This is a genomic window from Janibacter limosus (genome assembly GCF_004295485.1).
GTDB lineage: Bacteria > Actinomycetota > Actinomycetes > Actinomycetales > Dermatophilaceae > Janibacter > Janibacter limosus_A.
On record NZ_CP036164.1, the window covers coordinates 2,357,244 to 2,374,241 of the forward strand.

The 16,998-nt window shown below is 72.2% G+C and carries 14 protein-coding genes; 4 read left to right on the top strand and 10 right to left on the bottom strand.

Translation table 11 applies throughout. The annotated features are described in order from the left end of the window. Positions 1–87: 87 nt before the first annotated feature. Both EXU32_RS11175 and EXU32_RS11180 read right to left on the bottom strand, forming a co-directional pair. A complete protein-coding gene (locus EXU32_RS11175; RefSeq protein WP_130629976.1) occupies positions 88–3,411 on the bottom strand; it encodes an ATP-dependent helicase in 3,324 nt (1,107 codons plus the stop codon). Then, positions 3,408–6,566, bottom strand: coding sequence for an ATP-dependent helicase (locus tag EXU32_RS11180; protein ID WP_242612768.1), 3,159 nt, complete (start codon positions 6,564–6,566; stop codon positions 3,408–3,410). The genes EXU32_RS11175 and EXU32_RS11180 overlap by 4 nt, the downstream gene beginning before the upstream one ends. A 187-nt stretch (positions 6,567–6,753) precedes the next feature. On the opposite strand from EXU32_RS11180, the gene EXU32_RS11185 reads away from it, so the two are divergent. From EXU32_RS11185 to EXU32_RS11195, 3 genes are all read left to right on the top strand, one after another. Beyond that, positions 6,754–7,413 (top strand): TetR/AcrR family transcriptional regulator, encoded by a 660-nt coding sequence (locus tag EXU32_RS11185; RefSeq protein WP_130629977.1) that lies wholly within the window; start codon positions 6,754–6,756, stop codon positions 7,411–7,413. 43 nt (positions 7,414–7,456) lie between these two features. Further along, the gene (locus tag EXU32_RS11190) at positions 7,457–7,675 is read left to right on the top strand and encodes a DUF3107 domain-containing protein (protein WP_130629978.1); all 219 of its coding nucleotides are present in this window, start codon (positions 7,457–7,459) and stop codon (positions 7,673–7,675) included. 161 nt (positions 7,676–7,836) lie between these two features. Then, the gene (locus EXU32_RS11195) at positions 7,837–8,106 is read left to right on the top strand and encodes a GlsB/YeaQ/YmgE family stress response membrane protein (protein WP_347400275.1); all 270 of its coding nucleotides are present in this window, start codon (positions 7,837–7,839) and stop codon (positions 8,104–8,106) included. 67 nt (positions 8,107–8,173) lie between these two features. Here EXU32_RS11195 and EXU32_RS11200 read toward each other — a convergent pair whose 3' ends face one another. Further along, on the bottom strand, positions 8,174–8,878 hold the full coding sequence (locus EXU32_RS11200) for a ferritin-like fold-containing protein (protein ID WP_130629979.1): 705 nt from the start codon (positions 8,876–8,878) through the stop codon (positions 8,174–8,176). Positions 8,879–9,095: 217 nt separating this feature from the next. On the opposite strand from EXU32_RS11200, the gene EXU32_RS11205 reads away from it, so the two are divergent. Continuing rightward, positions 9,096–10,727, top strand: a complete 1,632-nt coding sequence (locus tag EXU32_RS11205) for a DEAD/DEAH box helicase (RefSeq protein WP_130629980.1) — start codon at positions 9,096–9,098, stop codon at positions 10,725–10,727. 74 nt (positions 10,728–10,801) lie between these two features. Here the strand turns inward: EXU32_RS11205 and EXU32_RS11210 are convergent, their stop codons facing one another. From EXU32_RS11210 to EXU32_RS11240, 7 genes are all read right to left on the bottom strand, one after another. Then, entirely contained in the window at positions 10,802–11,575 is a 774-nt protein-coding gene (locus tag EXU32_RS11210; RefSeq protein ID WP_130629981.1) for a ParA family protein, read from the bottom strand. A 108-nt stretch (positions 11,576–11,683) separates the two neighbouring features. After that, positions 11,684–12,994 (bottom strand): DUF2252 domain-containing protein, encoded by a 1,311-nt coding sequence (locus tag EXU32_RS11215; protein WP_130629982.1) that lies wholly within the window; start codon positions 12,992–12,994, stop codon positions 11,684–11,686. 40 nt (positions 12,995–13,034) lie between these two features. Then, positions 13,035–13,883, bottom strand: a complete 849-nt coding sequence (locus tag EXU32_RS11220) for a PHP domain-containing protein (RefSeq protein ID WP_130629983.1) — start codon at positions 13,881–13,883, stop codon at positions 13,035–13,037. Between the two features lie 29 nt (positions 13,884–13,912). Further along, on the bottom strand, positions 13,913–14,695 hold the full coding sequence (locus EXU32_RS11225) for an enoyl-CoA hydratase/isomerase family protein (protein WP_130629984.1): 783 nt from the start codon (positions 14,693–14,695) through the stop codon (positions 13,913–13,915). 17 nt (positions 14,696–14,712) lie between these two features. Next, positions 14,713–15,921: a 3-oxoadipyl-CoA thiolase gene (pcaF, locus tag EXU32_RS11230; protein ID WP_130629985.1), complete on the bottom strand. Its 1,209-nt coding sequence runs from the start codon at positions 15,919–15,921 to the stop codon at positions 14,713–14,715. Further along, the gene (locus EXU32_RS11235; protein WP_130629986.1) at positions 15,918–16,454 is read right to left on the bottom strand and encodes a DUF6158 family protein; all 537 of its coding nucleotides are present in this window, start codon (positions 16,452–16,454) and stop codon (positions 15,918–15,920) included. The genes pcaF and EXU32_RS11235 overlap by 4 nt, the downstream gene beginning before the upstream one ends. 22 nt (positions 16,455–16,476) lie before the next feature. Next, the gene (locus EXU32_RS11240) at positions 16,477–16,998 is read right to left on the bottom strand and encodes a gamma carbonic anhydrase family protein (protein ID WP_130629987.1); all 522 of its coding nucleotides are present in this window, start codon (positions 16,996–16,998) and stop codon (positions 16,477–16,479) included.

Sequence of the window (16,998 nt, forward strand, 5' to 3'; positions counted from 1 at the left end):
GGTGAACTCGCGGACGATTCCTCGGCGGGTCGGCATCCAACCGTCCTGGGCGAGTCGGCATCACCCGCTCTGTGCGAGCGAAGGGGGTCAGGCGAGTGAGCCGGCCCCGTCCTGGACGACGTCGCCGAGCAGGGCGACGATCTCGTCCTCGCTGAGCAGCTCCGGGCGGAGCGTCTCCCCCGTCGCCGCGTGGAAGAAGGCGCCGCGCACCCGATCGGGGTCGATCCCCCGCCAGCGGGCATAGGCGATCCGATAGGCCGAGAGCTGGACCGCTCGGACCCGGGCCTCGGCGCCTCGTGGCGGTCGGCCGGTCTTCCAGTCGACGACGCTCACTCCCCCGTCGTCATCGGCGAAGACTGCGTCGACCCGGCCGCGCACCGCATGCCCGCCCAGGACGATCTCGAGCGAGAGCTCGACCTCGAGGGGGACCCGGTCGGCCCACTCGCTGGCGAGGAAGTGCTCCTGCATGACGGTCAGGTCCTCGTCGCCCAGAGACTCGTCGGCGCTGCCGGGCAGATCGAAGACGTCGACGAGACCGGCGTCGGCGTAGTGCTCCTCGACCCACGCGTGGAAGGCCGTGCCTCGACGGCCCGCCACCTGGGGCGGCTGCGGCATCGGTCGGCGCAGGTCGAGCGCAAACGCACTCGCGTCGCGCGCCAGCGAGACCAGCTGCGAGGTCGACAGGTGGGCCGGCAGCTCGACCGAGAGGTCCTGCCCCCGCGACCGTCGCCGCCGCTCGCGCTCCTCGAGCAGGAGACGCAGCTGGTCGTCGAGCGGGTCGGCACCGAGCTCGTCGGCGACGTCTCCGGCGTCCAGTCCGGCCATCTGCGTGGCTGCCGACGCGAGCCCAGCGCGCTCGGGGGCCGGGTCCCCGCCGGGCCACATGACCTGCCGCGACACCTCGAGGGAGGGGTTGCGTACCTCCTTGGACTCCGGCATCTCCGCCTGGTCGACCTGGTCGACGACCCCCGTCACGCAGGCCTCGTCGAGGAACCGGGAGGGCAGCCGCGGCTGCTGCCCGGTTGCTCCCCAGACCCACGACCCCAGCAGCAGCTGGCTGCGAGCCCGGGTGAAGGCGACGTAGGCCAGCCGGCGCTCCTCGAGGAGCCCGTGATCGCCGTTGGCCGCCCGATAGCGCTTGAGCTCGTCCTGCAGCGCCTTGGTCTCGGCGAGCGACAGGTCGAGGTGCGGCAGCCCCTCGCGGTCGCCACGGAGGGGGAAGGGCACGCCGTCGAGGCCGGAGATCCAGCCCGACTCGTTGACCTGGCCGAGGGTCCATCCGCCCTCGTCGGTGAAGGAGGAGCGTGACGCGTGCGCGGGGAAGACACCCTCCGACAGACCGGGGACGGCCACGACATCCCACTCGAGGCCCTTGGCCGCGTGGCAGGTGAGGATCTGCACAGCATCCTTGGTCGGCTCGACCACCGGCGCCTCCAGGCCCCGCTCCTGCTGGACGGCCGCCTCGATCCAGTCGATGAACCCACCGAGGGTCGGCCGGTCGGCACTGGACGCGAACTGCGCGGCGACGTCGGCGAAGGCGTCGAGGTGGGCGCGAGCCGCCCCGGGCGACCAACCCGGTCGGGCGAGGACCTCGATGTCGACCCCGAGCTCGCGCTCGGCCTCACCGACGAGGTCGGGCAGCGACATGCCGGCTCCGCGCCGCAGCCGGGAGACCATGCCGGCGATGTGGCGCAGCCGGGTCAGGGCGGCGTCAGAGATGGCCTGCCCGGACTCGCCGAGCCAACCGGGCTCGGGCAGCTGGTCCAGGGCGTCGATGATCGTCACGACGTCGTCGGGACCGGACGCCGGTCCACCGACGGCAGGCTCCTCCCCGGTCTCGGCGGCGATCTGCGCAGCGACCTCGGCCCTCGCCTCGCGGCCGAGGTGCCGCGCCCAGGCCCCGAGCCCGTCGAGGTCGGCCGGACCGAGCAGCCCGGGAGGTCCGGTGAGCAACCGCATGAGCCGGTCCCCCCGCATGGGGTCCTGCACGATCGTCAGCAGCGAGATGACGTCGGCGACCTCGGGGGTGAGCAGCAGCCCACCCAGCCCGACGACCTCGTGCGGGATGTTGCGGGCAGCGAGCGCCTCGGCGATGAGGGTGAACTGACTGCGCTTGCGGCACAGCACGGCCGCGCTGCGGCGGGCCGTGCCCCCGTCGCCCGTCCCCCGCCTGGTCTCGATCCACTCCGCGACCCGAGCCGCCTCCTCGTGGGCCGTCTCGGTGCGCAGTGCCTGCACCTGACCACGCTGGGCACCCGGCCGAGCGCGAAGGGAGGTCACCGGCACCCCGCTCACGGCGCCGAGCGGTCCGGCCACGGCGTTGGCGACCTCGAGGATCGTCTCGTCGTTGCGCCAGCTCGTCGACAGGTGCTTGACCGGGGCCGGTTGCCCCGCCGTCGCGAAGTGCCTGGGGAAGGTCGCCAGCGTGGTCGCGCTCGCCCCGCGCCAGGCATAGATGGACTGGTGCGGGTCGCCGACCGCGGTGACCGCTGCGGGCGGCTGGCCCTGGGGGGCGAAGAGCTCGCGCATGAGGACCAGCTGGGCCTCGGAGGTGTCCTGGAACTCGTCGAGCATGACCACGCGGAACCGGTCGCGCTCGGCCTGGCCGAGGTCGGGGAATCGGGTGGCGAGCGCCGCGGCGAGCGCCATCTGGTCGGCGAAGTCCATGACCGACCGCTCGCGCTTGACCTCCCGGTAGCGCTCGACGATCGGCAGGATGAGCCGCTGCTGCGCCATCGGGGTGATGACCTTGCCGCGGAAGTCCTTGGTGAAGTCCTTGTCCGAGGCCGCCACGCCCTCGAGGTGGGCCAGCGTCCGCCGGGAGAAGTCCTCGATGTCCTGCGGCGTGCACAGGTGCTCGGCCAGCTCACCGGCGAGCGAGACGATCGCGTAGGTCACGGTGGACTCGACCTTGTCGATGTCCTCCATCGGACCGTCCCACGCAAGCACGACCTCGTGCGCGAGCTGCCAGGTGGCCGCCTCGGACAGCAGTCGCGAGTCCTTCTCGTAGCCCAGCCGCAGCGCCCCCTCACGCACCAGCCTCCCGGCGTAGGAGTGGTACGTGGAGATCGTCGGCGTGCCGCCGAGGCCGTCGGCGTCGCCCTCGGGAGGCGTCCACACCCCGGTCTGCTCCAGCGTGGCCAGTCGGCGGGCGACCCGCTCGGCGAGCTCGCCGGCAGCCTTGCGGGTGAAGGTCAGCCCGAGGACCTGCTCAGGGGTGACCAGGCCGTTGGCGACGAGCCACACGACGCGCGCGGTCATCGTCTCGGTCTTGCCGGAGCCGGCACCCGCGACGACGAGGAGCGGCTCGAGCGGTGATTCGATGATCTCGCGCTGCTCCTCGGTGGGCGGGTGCTCCTGACCCAGCGCACGGGCGAGGTCGACGGCACCGATCGTGGGTGGCCAGGTCATCGCAGTCGTCCCCCTTCGTCATGGGCCGGGCAGGAGGAGCGGACCGGGCAGATGCGGCAGCGTCCCTCCTCCGGCTGGGCGGCGAAGGTGGCCGCAGCCATCCCGTCGGCCGCGTCGGTGATCAGGTCGTGGAAGTGTCGCGGGTCGTCCGCGGCACCGATCGGCTCTTGTCCTTGCACGGCGTTCTTGGAGGTGCGCGCCTTGCCCAGGTGCACCAGGGCCGCGCCCGCGCCCTCGGTGCCGTGCTCACCGAAACCGCCCTCGGCGATCGCCACCTGGTAGGACCCCAGCTGTGGGTGCTCGGACAGGTCCTTGGCGGTGGGCGCGGAGGAGCCGGTCTTGTAGTCGATGACCCGCACGCGCCCGTGGGCGTCGACCTCGAGCCGGTCGACGCTGCCCTGCAGCACCGCCCGGCCCAGCTCGACGCGGAAGCGCTCCTCGGTCGCCACCGGCCGCCAGCCCTCGTGGGCCGCTCGCTGGTGGTACTCCGCGAGCCAGTGGGCCATCGCCCGTGCCCGCTCCAGCTTTTGGTCGGTGACCCAGCCGGGCGCCATGCCGAGGGAGGGCCAGCGCCGCTCGAGCTCGGCCTGGAAGGCCTCCTCCCCCGCGTCGCCGAGGTCGTGCGCGAGCGCGTGGATCAGGGTGCCCACCTCGGCCGAGGTCTGGCTCGGCCCGTCTCCGCCGGCCGACTGCAGGAGCCAGCGCAGTCCGCAGTCGGTGAACAGCTGCACCTTGGACGGACTGACGGTGACGGGGATGCCCTCCTGCCGGACCGGGCGGGTGTCGCTGAGGTCGCGCAACGCCCACCACGACGAAGGGGAGGCCCCTGCCACTCCCGCAGCGGCGAGCAAGGCGAGCCGCGCGACGGCCCGAGCGACCGCGGCCGGGTCGGTGGACGCGAGCTGCTGGCGCAGCCGCGCGACGAGTCCGGTCAGGTCGAGCGGTGCCGGGGCATCGGTCGGCTCCCGCCGCAGGACGTCCTGCGGGAGCGGGTCGACGATGTCGAGGTAGACCGACGGCTGCTCGTCCTCGGCGGCGACGGCGGTGACGAGCACGCGGTCCGTGGCCCGGGTGAGGGCGACGTGGAAGAGCCGGGTCTCGTCGTGGCGGACCGCGGCAGCGGCACCGGCCCCGGTGTGGTCACGGCCGGTCACGATGTCGACGAGGCGCTCGGACCCGAGCAGAGAGCCGCGCAGCCGCAGGTCCGGCCACACCCCCTCCTGCACACCGGCGATGACGACCGTGTGCCACTCGTTGCCGGCGGCCGTCTGCGGCGTGACGAGGGAGACGGCGTCTGCGTCGGGGCTGCGCGCAGCGAGGGAGTCGGCTGCGACGGCCTGCCCGGCGACCGCGTCGAGGAAGGCGTCGGGCCCGGAGGCGGGCAGTGCGTCCTGGTGGGCGGCCGCTGCGTCGAAGAGCGCCACCACGGCGTCGAGCGCGCGGTCGGCTCTGGCCCCGCCGCCGCCACCGGCGAGCGCCGCAGCGCGCCAGGTGTCTGCGACGTCGGCCGCCTGCCACATCTGCCACAGGACCGACTCCGCGGACACACCCGGGGCCCACCCCGCCCCGTCATCGCCCGCGCGTGCCGCCGCCCGCCCGGCCGCGACGACGAGCGCGAGCCGGTGCAGTGGTGCGGCGTCGTGACCGAGGTGGATCAGGTGCTCGGGATCGAGCACGAGCTCACCGAGCAGCTCGTCGCTCGTGCGGATGCCTCCGGCGGCGAGCTCGTCACGGCGCAGCGCCCGCCGCAGGCGGCGGATCGCGACCGTGTCGGCGGCGACGAGGGGGCTGGCGAGCAGGTCGACCACGTCGGCCGCCGGGACGGTGTCGATGCGGTCGCGCGCCAGGTCGACGACGAGCGAGAGGAGGTGGAGAAGGGGGCGGGCCGCCGGCTCGTCGCGGACCGCCACCCGGTGGGCGTCACCGAGCACGGGCACGCCACGAGCGGCCAGGACCCGGCGCAGGGTCGCCTGCCGGGCGGCCCCTCGGACGACGACGGCCATCTGCTGCCACGGGACCCCGTCGAGCAGGTGCGCGGCGCGCAGCTCGTGGGCGATGAAGGCCGCCTCCTGGGCGCTCGAGTGCAGCACGTGCGCCTCGAGCACACCCCCGGGGGCTGCGGGGCTGCCCGACCGCTGGGCCCCACCGCCGAGGGCGGCGATCTTGGGAACGACCCGGGCAGCCGCTGCGTGCACCTGCTCGGGCAGCCGGTGGCCGTGGCCCAGGAGATGTGTGGTGACCCGGCGCCCGGGCCACTCGTCGACCAGATGGTGCGGATCTGCTCCGCGGAAGCCCTGGACGGCGACGTCAGGGTCGCCCACGAGGACCAGGTCGACCCCCTCACCGGTCAGCGCACGCAGCAGCCTGGCGGCGGGCGCCGTGAGCTCCTGCGCGTCGTCGACGACCACGAGACGCATCCCGGAGCGCACCCGCTCCCTGGCCTCAGGGTCCTCCTCGAGCAGCTCTGCCGCGGCGGTCAGCACCCAGGCCGGGTCGAAGGCACCCGGTCGCGACAGCGCGGTGACCTCGTCGTACTCGCGGGCCACCTCGGCTGCGGCCACCCACTCAGGTCGACCGTGTGCCCGTCCGAGCGCGGCGAGGTCGTCGGGGGTGACACCGTGCTCGATGGCGCGCATGAGCAGGTCGCGCAGCTCCTCGCGGAACCCGCGCGTCGCGAGGGCCTCGACGAGGTCCTGCGGCCACTGCGGGCCGGTGCCGCTCTCACGGTGCCCGGCGAGCAGCTCGCCGAGCACGAGGTCCTGCTCGGCGCCGGACAGCAGCCGTGGCGCCGGGTCGCCCCGCAGCACCGCGTGCTGGCGCAGCACGGCGAATCCGAGGGCGGGCATCGTGCGGGCCATGGGCTCGGTGGTCGCCCCGGTGAGGCCGGCCGTCACTGCGTCACGAGCCGTCGCCGCAGACAGTCGCGTCGCCGCGACGAGCAGGACCTCGCCGGGTGCGCACTCGCCACGCGCGACCCGGTCGAGCACGGCGGCGACGGCCACGGTGCTCTTGCCGGTCCCGGGTCCGCCGAGCACGCGCACGAGGTCTCCGCGCGCCGCGACGGCAGCCGCCTGCTCGGCGTCGAGGGAGGCCTCGGAGGCGGGCCCGCCAGAGGACGGGGCCCGCAGGTGCACGGTCGGGAGCTGCTCGGTCACGAAGCCATCCCACCACCCCGCACCGACAACGCGTGCGGGCGGCAGGTGTGCAGGCGCAGGGCGCGGACGACTCGCGCGCGTGGACCGTACCCGGTGCTCTCGCGCGCTACTACCGGTAGGTAGGATCGTGTCGTCCGCCACACGGTGGGATCCGCCACACGGTGGACCGATTTCTCCGGAGGAACCCATGAGCTCCCACACGCCCGGCACCCGAGTTCAGCGGATGCCGCGCGCCCAGCGGCGCGCCCAGCTCCTCGAGGCCGCCCTCGGCGTCTTCGTCGCCAAGGGCTACCACGCCGCTGCCATGGAGGACATCGCCGAGTCGGCAGGGGTCTCCAAGCCGGTCCTCTACCAGCACTTCCCCGGCAAGCTGGAGCTCTACCTCGCGCTGCTCGACGACCAGTGCGACCACCTCGAGGCCCTCGTGCTCGAGGCGCTCGACTCCAGCGACGACCACGAGGAGCGCGTCTACGCGACCGTGCGGGCCTTCTTCAACTTCGTCGCCGACGAGGGCGGTTCCTTCCGGCTCATCTACGAGTCGGACCTGACCAACGACCCGCAGGTGCGGCACCGTCTCGACGCGCTCGAGGCCCAGCTCGGCGAGGCCATCGCCCAGCGGATCATCCAGGACACCCCACTGCCGATGGAGCTGGCCGAGATGCTCGGCCTGGCGATGTCCGGCGCCGCCCAGGTCATGGCCCGCACCTGGCTGGCGCACGGCGCCCACTTCACCAAGGAGGTCGCCGCCCAGGCAGCAGGCCACCTCGCGTGGCGCGGGATCGGCTCCTTCCCGGTCAACCGGATGGGATCGATCGACCCCGCCACCGGCGCTGTCGCCGGCGAGTGACACGATGAGTGGCAGTTCACCCACCGACACCGAAGGAGTGACCGTGGAGGTCAAGATCGGCATCCAGAATGTGGCCCGCGAGGTCGTCATCGAGGCCACGGGCTCCGAGGCGGAGATCGAGGCGGCAGTGCAGACCGCGCTCGACGGAGGTTCCCTGGTCCTCACCGACGACAAGGGCCGTCGCGTCATGGTCCCGGCCGGGGCGCTGGGCTACGTCGAGGTCGGCGAGCCGACCCGCGGACGCGTTGGTTTCGGCGCCTGATCCGAGGCTTATTTAGCATGCGGTGACAAGGACCGCAGCCAAATCGTCACATCCTGAGATTCGCAACAGGAGCCTCAGGAGTCTATGTTGATCACAGAGCCCGCACGGGGCTACTGATCGCGCCCGTACACCCCTGTCGGGCGCAGAAGGAGTGATCAACTGTGCTGTGGACCATCATCGTCACCGTCATCATGGGCGCCATCATCGGTGCACTGGCTCGTCTGGTTCTCCCCGGCAAGCAGAGCATCTCGACGCTCGTCACCGTGATCCTGGGCATCCTCGGAGCCCTCATCGGCTCCTGGGCGTACAGCGCCATGTCGGATAACTCCGGCACGTCCGGCATCGACTGGATCGCTCTCATCCTCGGCGTCATCGCCGCCGCGGTCCTGATCGTGATCTACGGCATGATCGTCGGCCGCAAGCAGGTCTGACGCACCACGCCTGACCGAAGGGGGGCTCGCCAACTCGGCGGGCCCCCTTCGTCATGTCCGGACGCGGTCAGGCGGACAGGCCGAGCCGCCCCATCCGCAGCTGGTGGCGGTCGGTGAGCCGCTGCATCAGCTCGCCGATCTCCTCGAGGGTGGCGCCGGGACGGTCGTGGCTGAGGCCGAGCACCAGGTCGCCGAGCGCCTCGCGCTGGGCCGCGACCACCTGGCCCTGGGTGAGCGCCTCTCCCATGAGCCGTCGCCCCCACAGGGCCAGCGGACCACCGCGGCGCGGGTCGTCGCGGATCCCCGCACGGACCGCCGAGACGATCGTGTCAACGTCACGGTGGCCGGTCCCCCTCGCCTGCTCGACGACGGCCCGCGAGCGAGGGTCGATGTACTTGGCGATCTCGACGAAGAAGTCGTTGGCGATGCCGTCGCCGATGTAGGCCTTGACCAGTCCCTCGAGCAGGTCGCGGGGTCGGGTCCGCGCGTGGTAGGCCTCGAAGGCGTCCTCGAAGGGAGCCATCGCCGCGACCGGGTCGCCACCGAGCTCGGTGATGCGATCACTCAGGTGCTCGTGGTGGTGGAACTCCTTGACCGCCATGCCGGCGAGGGCTCGCTTCAGGACCATGTCCCGGGCCAGCTCGGAGTCGGCGGCCAACCGGGTGAACCCCGAGATCGTGCCGTAGGCGACGACACCGAGGAGCTCGATGGTGCCCTCACGTTCGCGGTCGCCGAGGCTGTCGGGGGACGAAGGGAGTGCCTGCTCGCTCATGGGTCGCAGCCTAGTGCGCGACCGCGACGTTTCGGCCGGAACGCGAGGTGGCGGGTAGCATGCACATGACCAGCGGTGCCCGGTCGGCATCCTTTACGCCCGGACGAGACGTCCGGCGCGGTCGCCCCACTCGCGGCAGACCGCATGACTGACCTCCGATCGGCCCGTGCCACCCTCGGCGCGCGCTTCGCGCCGTCCACGCTGATCGTGAGACTTCATGTCCGACACCACCACACCCGAGGCGCTGTCCGCCGCCGACCGCGAAGCCGTGCAGGCGACTCCTGACGTCCAGGGCACCGCCCCCGAGGCGGCGCAGCTGACCTTCGCGGACTTCGACGTCAACCCCGAGATCGTCGCCGCGCTGGCCGACGCCGGGATCGTCCACCCCTTCCCGATCCAGGCGATGACCCTGCCGGTCGCCCTCGGCCGCCACGACATCATCGGCCAGGCCAAGACGGGTACCGGCAAGACGCTCGGCTTCGGCATCCCGATCCTCGAGCACATCGACGTCGACTCCGACGACCCGCGTCCCCAGGCCCTGGCCGTCGCCCCGACGCGTGAGCTCGCCGGCCAGGTGGCCGCCGACCTCGAGCGCGCCGGCAAGCGTCTGGGCATCAAGGTCCTGACCGTCTACGGCGGCCGTGCCTACGAGCCGCAGATCGAGGCCCTCAAGAAGGGCGTCCACGTCGTCGTCGGCACCCCGGGTCGCCTCATCGACCTGGCCCAGCAGAAGCACCTCGACCTCTCGGCGACCAAGACCGTCGTCCTCGACGAGGCCGACGAGATGCTCGATCTGGGCTTCCTGCCCGACGTCGAGAAGATCATGGCGATGACCTCGCCGGCCCGCCACACGATGCTCTTCTCCGCGACGATGCCCGGCGCGATCGTCGCCCTGGCCCGTCGCTACATGACGCAGCCGACCCACATCCGCGCGATGAGCGAGGACGGCGAGGCCGACAGCCACACCGTCAAGGCGACCGAGCAGTTCGTCTACCGCGCGCACGCGATGGACAAGGTCGAGATGGTCTCGCGGATCCTGCAGGCCGAGGGCCGTGGCCTGACGATCATCTTCTCCCGCACCAAGCGCACCGCGGCCAAGGTCGCCGACGAGCTCGTCGACCGTGGCTTCGCCGCGGCGTCGCTGCACGGTGACCTCGGGCAGGGCGCCCGCGAGCAGGCGCTGCGCGCCTTCCGCAACGGCAAGGTCGACGTCCTCGTCGCGACCGACGTCGCCGCCCGCGGCATCGACGTCACCAATGTCACCCACGTCATCAACTACCAGTGCCCCGATGATGAGAAGACCTATGTCCACCGCATCGGCCGTACCGGTCGCGCGGGCAACACGGGCATCGCCGTGACCTTCGTCGACTGGGACGACGAGACCAAGTGGGCGGTCATCAACCGTCAGCTCGACCTCGGGATCCCCTCGGCCACGGAGACCTACTCGAGCAGCCCGCACCTCTTCACCGACCTCGACATCCCCGAGGGCACCAAGGGCCGCCTCCCCCGCACCCAGCGCACCCGTGAGGGCCTGGACGCCGAGCAGATCGAGGACCTCGGCGAGACCGGCAAGTCCAGCGGTCGTCGCCAGAGCAGCCGCGGCGGCTCCGGTGGCGGACGCGACGGCGGTCGTGGCGGACGTGACGGCGGTCGTGGCGGACGGGACGGTGGTCGCGGCAGCCGTGACGGTGGCGGTCGCGACGCCGAGCGATCTGGCAACCGCGACAGCGAGCGCAGCAGCGACCAGCCCAGCGAGGCGAAGGGGGACGGCGAGGGTCGTCCGCGTCGTCGCCGCAACCGTCGGCGCACCCACGGCGGCCAGTCCGACCAGGTCCAGGACGCTGGCTGAGGCTCGACCTCACCCGTACGACGAAGCGCCCCACCGCATGGTGGGGCGCTTCGTCGTGTAGTGGGCGAGCCCGGTCAGATGACGGCGAGGATGGCCTCGGTGACCTCGCGATAGGCAGCGGCACCCTTGCTGGAGCCGGCCGTGTCGAGGATCGAGCGGCCGGCGGCGGGTGCCTCGGCGAAGCGCACGGTCCGCGGGATCGGCGGTGAGAGCACGGGCAGCTTGTAGCGCGTGCCGAGGTCGTCGAGGACCTCGCGGGCGTGGTTGGAGCGCCCGTCGTACATCGTCGGGAGGATGCCGATGGTCTTCAGCTTCTTGTTGAGCAGCTTCTTGACGTCCTTGACGGTGTCGAGCAGCTGGCCCACACCACGGTGACTGAGCATCTCTGCCTGCATCGGGATGATCAGGCCGGTCGCGGCGGTCAGCGCCGAGAGGGTCAGGACCCCGAGGCTCGGGCTGCAGTCGAGGAGGATGACGTCGTAGTCGCCGCGGACCTCCTCGAGGACCGACTGGAGGACGAACTCGCGCCCGGGACGGGTCAGCAGCTGGGCCTCGGAGCCGGCGAGCTCGATGGTCGCGGGCAGCAGGTCGATGCCGCCACCCATCTGCAGGATCGCGTCGGCGACCTCGGCCTGGCCCAGGACGACCTCGTTGACGGACAGCTCGACGGCGTCGGGGTCGACCCCGAGGCTGAAGGTCAGGCTGGCCTGCGGGTCGAGGTCGACGAGCAGGACACGACGTCCGAGCTCGGCCATCGCAGCACCGATCGACGCGACCGACGTCGTCTTGGCGACGCCGCCCTTCTGGTTGGCGACAGCGATGATGGCTGCCTTCTTCGCCCGAGCCACGTTGTGACGCCTTTCGATGGGAGCCGATGCAGGCTCATCCTCGCAGGTCGGCCGCTCGGGGCCGTCGCGCCACCCCGCAGCGGCGTCCCGGCAGGTCCCGCACACGGATCAGACCGCCGTGACTGCGCCGATGCGCCCCTCCCTGAAGGCCTCGACGAAGAGGGCATGGTCGGTGCGCACCCGCTGCGCGTAGTCGATGCCGAAGTCCACGAGATCCCGGACGAACTCGTCCTCGCGCCCCTCGATCACCCGGGCGATGGCCTCCTCGGTCTGGAAGTCGACGACCGTCTGGTCGCTGTCCGCGTCCGAGACGCAGTGGATCTTTGCCGTGGCGCGCCCGAGGTCAGCGACGACCGGCCTCATCTCCGACGGCTCGTGGAGGCCGCCCCAGGAGAGGTCGAGCTCGTAGGGAGACACCTCGTCGACGACGAAGCCGACGCCACGCACGGTCGTGAACCCGAGAAGGGGGTCGGCGTGCACCTGGAGCGCCCGTTGGCTGACCACCGTCCGCTCGCCCTCGTGGGCGAAGAGGTCCCGCATCCGGGGCACGTCGACCACATCGGCCAGGGCCGGGTGGTTCGCCTGCTTCATCGTCAGCACGATGTCGTTCTCGTTCGCCTCGTTGAACCCCTCGATCAGCACGCTGTACGCGGGCAGGCCCGCGCTGCCGATGCCGAAGCCGGAGCGCCCGACGACGTCCTTGACGGCGTAGAAGGTCTCGCGATCCACCCGCTTGGCCTCGGGGATGGTGCCGAGGTAGTCGACGAAGGCCGCAAGGACCAGCTCTCGCTCGTCCGTCTCGAGACGTCGCACCCCCGGCCCGTCCGCGAACCGCCGTCCGGACTCGCTCACCTCGGTCATGGAGTCGAGCATCGCGGCGCGGCTGTTGCGGCGGGCGCGCTGCAGGGTGGCGTGGATGGCTCCCTCGGTGTTGCCCAGGCGCAGGGCGAACTCGGAGTCGTCACTCCCTTCGACGAACTGGTGGACCCGATCGATGTAGCTGCGCAGGTAGGTCGTGGCCAGGTCCCGCACGGCCTCCTCGGGCAGCGCCTTGCGCCAGCCCATGAGGGCCAGCCCGGCGACGAAGCGCTTCAGGTCCCAGGTGAAGGGGCCGACATAGGCCTCGTCGAAGTCGTTGACGTCGAAGACGAGCTCACCGTGCGAGTTGATGTACGTCCCGAAGTTCTCGACGTGGAGGTCGCCGTGGATCCACACCCGCCCGGTCCGCTCATCCGCCCAGGGCTGCTCGATGGCGGCCATGTCACGGTGGAAGAGGCAGGCTGTCCCTCGGTAGAAGGCGAAGGGGTGGTCCGCCATCTTGCGGAACTTCACCCGGAAGGCGGCGGGAGACTCCTGCATGAGGTCGGCGAAGGCTGCCTCGAGCGTGTCGATGACGAACTGCTGACGATCCTGGTCCATCGCTCGACGCTATGCCTCGCGCCTGTGGATCCTCTGACCGTCAGTGCAGGACGGGGATGGTCCCCGAGGATGCCGCGACGATCCGCTCCAGGGACTCGGGGGACGTGGTGTTCTCTCCCAGCCGGTTGTCCTTGCCGTCACCGTGGAAGTCGCTGCTCCCCGTGACGACGAGGTCGTGCTCGGCAGCCAGGCGCCGGGCGAAGATCCGGCCGTCGTCGTCGTGGTCGCGGTGGTCGGCCTCGATGCCGACGAGCCCGGCGTCGACGAGGGTCGCCACGTCATCGGCCCCGAGGGAGCGCTGCCGCTGGGTGGCGAAGGGGTGCGCGACGACGGGGACGCCGCCGGCCGCACGGACCAGCCGGACCGCCTCGGCGGTGTCGATCGCGTAGTGCGGCTCGTAGTAGGCCGAGCCGTTGTGCAGCCAGCGGGCGAAGACCTCGTTGCGGTCGGTCGCGATGCCGTTGGCCACGAGGGCATCGGCGAGGTGCGGCCGGCCGAGCGAGGTCTCGCCGTCGGCCACCTGGGCCAGGACGTCCTCCCACGTGACCGCGACCCCGTCGGCGGCCATGTGCTCGACGATGCGCTGCAACCGTGGCACCCGGTCCTCACGCATCCGACGCATCTCCTCGCCCAGGGTCACGTCGGCCGGGTCGAAGAGATAGGCCAGGAGGTGCACCGTCCGTCCGCGGTGCCGGGTCGACAGCTCGGCACCGCGCACGAGCTCCACCCCGTGGCGCTGCGCGGCCTCAGCCGCCTCGTCCCACCCCACGGTGGTGTCGTGGTCGGTGATGGCCAGTGTCGTCAGGCCCGCCTCGGCCGCCTGGGCGAGCAGGTCGGCGGGCGCATCAGTGCCGTCGCTGCGGGAGGAGTGGGTGTGCAGGTCGATCACCTCGACCACACTAGCCCGCCGCGAGGAGGTCAGCTCAGACCCGGCCAGCGCGGCGCGCGCTTCTCGGCGAAGGCCCGCACGCCCTCGGCCCGATCGGCGCTGAAGGCCGTGTCGTGCCAGCGGGCGTCCTCGATGTCCAGGCCCTCGTCGACCGTGACGTCCAACCCCGCGCGCATGGCCGCCTTGGCGTTGCGGACACCGACCGGTGAGTGCTGGGCGATCCTCGCGGCCATGGCGAGGGCCTCCCCCTTCGCGTCGTCGACGAACCGGTCGACGAGACCCAGGCGAGCGCCCTCCTCGCCGCCGATCCGCCGCGCGGTGAAGATCAGGTCGGCGGCCCGCGACCAGCCGATCCGACGGGTGAGCAGCTGGGTCCCCCCGCCCCCGGGGATGACCCCGACGGAGACCTCCGGCAGCGCGAAGCCGGCCCGGGGGCCCGCGACGATCAGGTCGCACGCGAGCGCGATCTCGCACCCGCCTCCGAGGGCATGTCCGTCGACCGCCGCGATCGTCGGCACCGGCAGGTCGTACAGCGCCCGGTAGGCCAGCCGGTTGCCCGGGCGCTGGGCCCGCAGGTCGTCGTCGCTGAACCCGTTGCGCTCCTTCAGGTCCGCCCCGACGCAGAAGGCCTTGGCGTGGCTCGAGGTCACGACGACCGCACGCACCGACGTGTCGGCGCGCAGCTCGTCCCCCGCCGCGACGAGGGCCTGCGCCATCGCCGTGGAGACGGCATTCATCGCCTCGGGTCGGTCGAGGACGACCTCGGCGACGCCACCGTCGTGACGCTCGATGCGGACGAGGGACTTGGTCATGGTGCAGGCCTTTCGCGTCAGGGGCGGGCGAGCAGTGCGGCGATGCCCTGGCCCACGCCGATGCACATCGTGGCGATCGCGTGGTCCAGGTCGTCGTCGGCCATCGAGATGGCTGCCGAGAGGGCGATCCGGGCGCCGCTCATGCCGAGCGGGTGGCCGAGCGCGATCGCGCCCCCGTGCGGGTTGACCCGCGGGTCGTCGTCGGCGATGCCGAGCTCGCGCAGCACCGCCAGCCCCTGCGAGGCGAAGGCCTCGTTGAGCTCGATGACCCCGACCGCGTCGAGCTGCACGCCGGTGCGCTGGAGCAGGCGCTGGACCGCAGGTGCTGGTCCCATGCCCATCACGCGCGGCTCGACGCCGACAGCCGTCACGGCGTCGACCCGGGCGATCGGCGTCAGCCCGTGGCGCTCGACGGCTTCCTCCGAGGCGACGAGCAGGGCGGCGGCCCCGTCGTTGACGCCCGAGGCATTGCCTGCCGTGACCGAGCCGCCCTCGAAGATCGGGCGCAGGCCGGCGAGCGCCTCGACCGACGTCGAGCGCGGGTGCTCGTCGGTGTCGACGAGCACCGGGTCGGCCTTGCGTCGCCGCACGCTCACCGGGACAATCTCGCGCGCCAGCCGCCCGGAGGCGATGGCCGCGGCCGCGCGCTCCTGCGAGCGGAGCGCGAAGGCGTCCTGGTCCTCGCGCGAGACGTCGTGGTCCACCGCGACGTTTTCGGCAGTGCGCGGCATCGGGTCGGTGCCGTACATGCGCTCCATCTGCGGGTTGACGAAGCGCCAGCCGATCGTCGTGTCCTCGAGCGTCATCCCGCGACTGAAGGCACTGTCGGCCTTGGGCAGGACGAAGGGAGCGCGGCTCATGCTCTCCGCTCCCCCAGCGATCATGAGGTCGGCGTCACCGGCGACGATCGCGCGGGCCGCGTAGCCCACGGCGTCGAGCCCGGAGCCGCAGAGCCGGTTGATCGTCGTGCCGGGCACCGAGACCGGCAGCCCGGCGAGCAGGGCCGCCATCCGCGCGATGTTGCGGTTGTCCTCGCCGGCCTGGTTGGCATTGCCGAGCACGACGTCGTCGACGAGCGCCGGGTCGAGCCCGTCGTGGCGCCCCATCAGCTCACGGATGACGTGGGCGGCCAGGTCGTCGGGGCGCACGCTGGAGAGCGCGCCGCCGTAGCGACCGATGGGCGTGCGGACGCCGTCGACGATGTAGGCCCGACGGGCCTCGCTCACTGGTCGCCCGCCAGCCGCGCCCGGCCGGCGTCGGTGAGGACGCGGTCGGTGCCCTCGGTGGCGACGAGCTGCGGGTCCGACTTGTAGAGGTCGGCGCGCACGGCGGGGTCGAGGCCGACCTCGCGCGCGGCCTGGTGGGCCTCGAGCTTGTTGAGCCGCCCACCGTTGTCGGCCATCCGCTGGAGGAAGGCGCGCACCGGGTCGCCGGCAGCCGCCGCGGACGGGGTCTGCGGGTCGGGCAGCTCGACGAGCGCCTCGAGCTGGGCGATGACCGCACGGACGGTCTCGCGCCACGAGGCGGCGGTCTGGGCGATGTCGGTGGCGGCGCCGCCGCTGCCCTGCCAGGTGCGCTTGGGGTAGCGGTGGACGTACTCGCGCTCGAGCTCGAGCATGCGAGCGGTGTGGTGGGCGAACTGCTCGGCGCTGCCGTGCAGGAAGACCCAGTTGCGGGTCTCGTGGGCTCGCTTGCCCTGCGACTCGAGCTCCTCGTCGCTCAGCTCGGATGCGGGGACACCCTGGGTGGCGTCGTTCATGATCTTTCCCTTCATCGGTGCGTCAGTCGAGCCGACGCAGCTGGTCGCGATAGCGGGTGGAGTTGTGGAGGTACTCGCCGACGCCGAAGCGGATCCAGTCCGCGGCCTCGGGTGGGGCGGGGCGCACCTTGGCGGGGACACCGACGGCCATCGAGGACTCGGGGATCGTGGCGTGCTCGGTGACCACGGCCCCGGCCCCGATCACCGACCGCGCGCCGATGGTGGCGAAGTTGAGGACGACCGACCCGGAGCCGATCAGGCAGCCGTCGCCGATCGTGCAGCCCTCGAGATGGACGTTGTGCCCGACGACGCAGTCGGCGCCGACGGCGGTCGGCTGCTCCTCGATGCAGTGGACGATCGTGCCGTCCTGCACCGAGCTGCGGTCGCCGACGATGATCCGCCCGAAGTCGGCGCGCAGCACCGCGGTCGGCCACACCGACGCCTCCTCGCCGAGCGTGACCGCGCCGATCACGACCGCGTCCGGGTGGACGTAGGCGGAGTCCGGGATGACCGGGACCAGGTCGCCGAGTGCGTAGATCGCCAT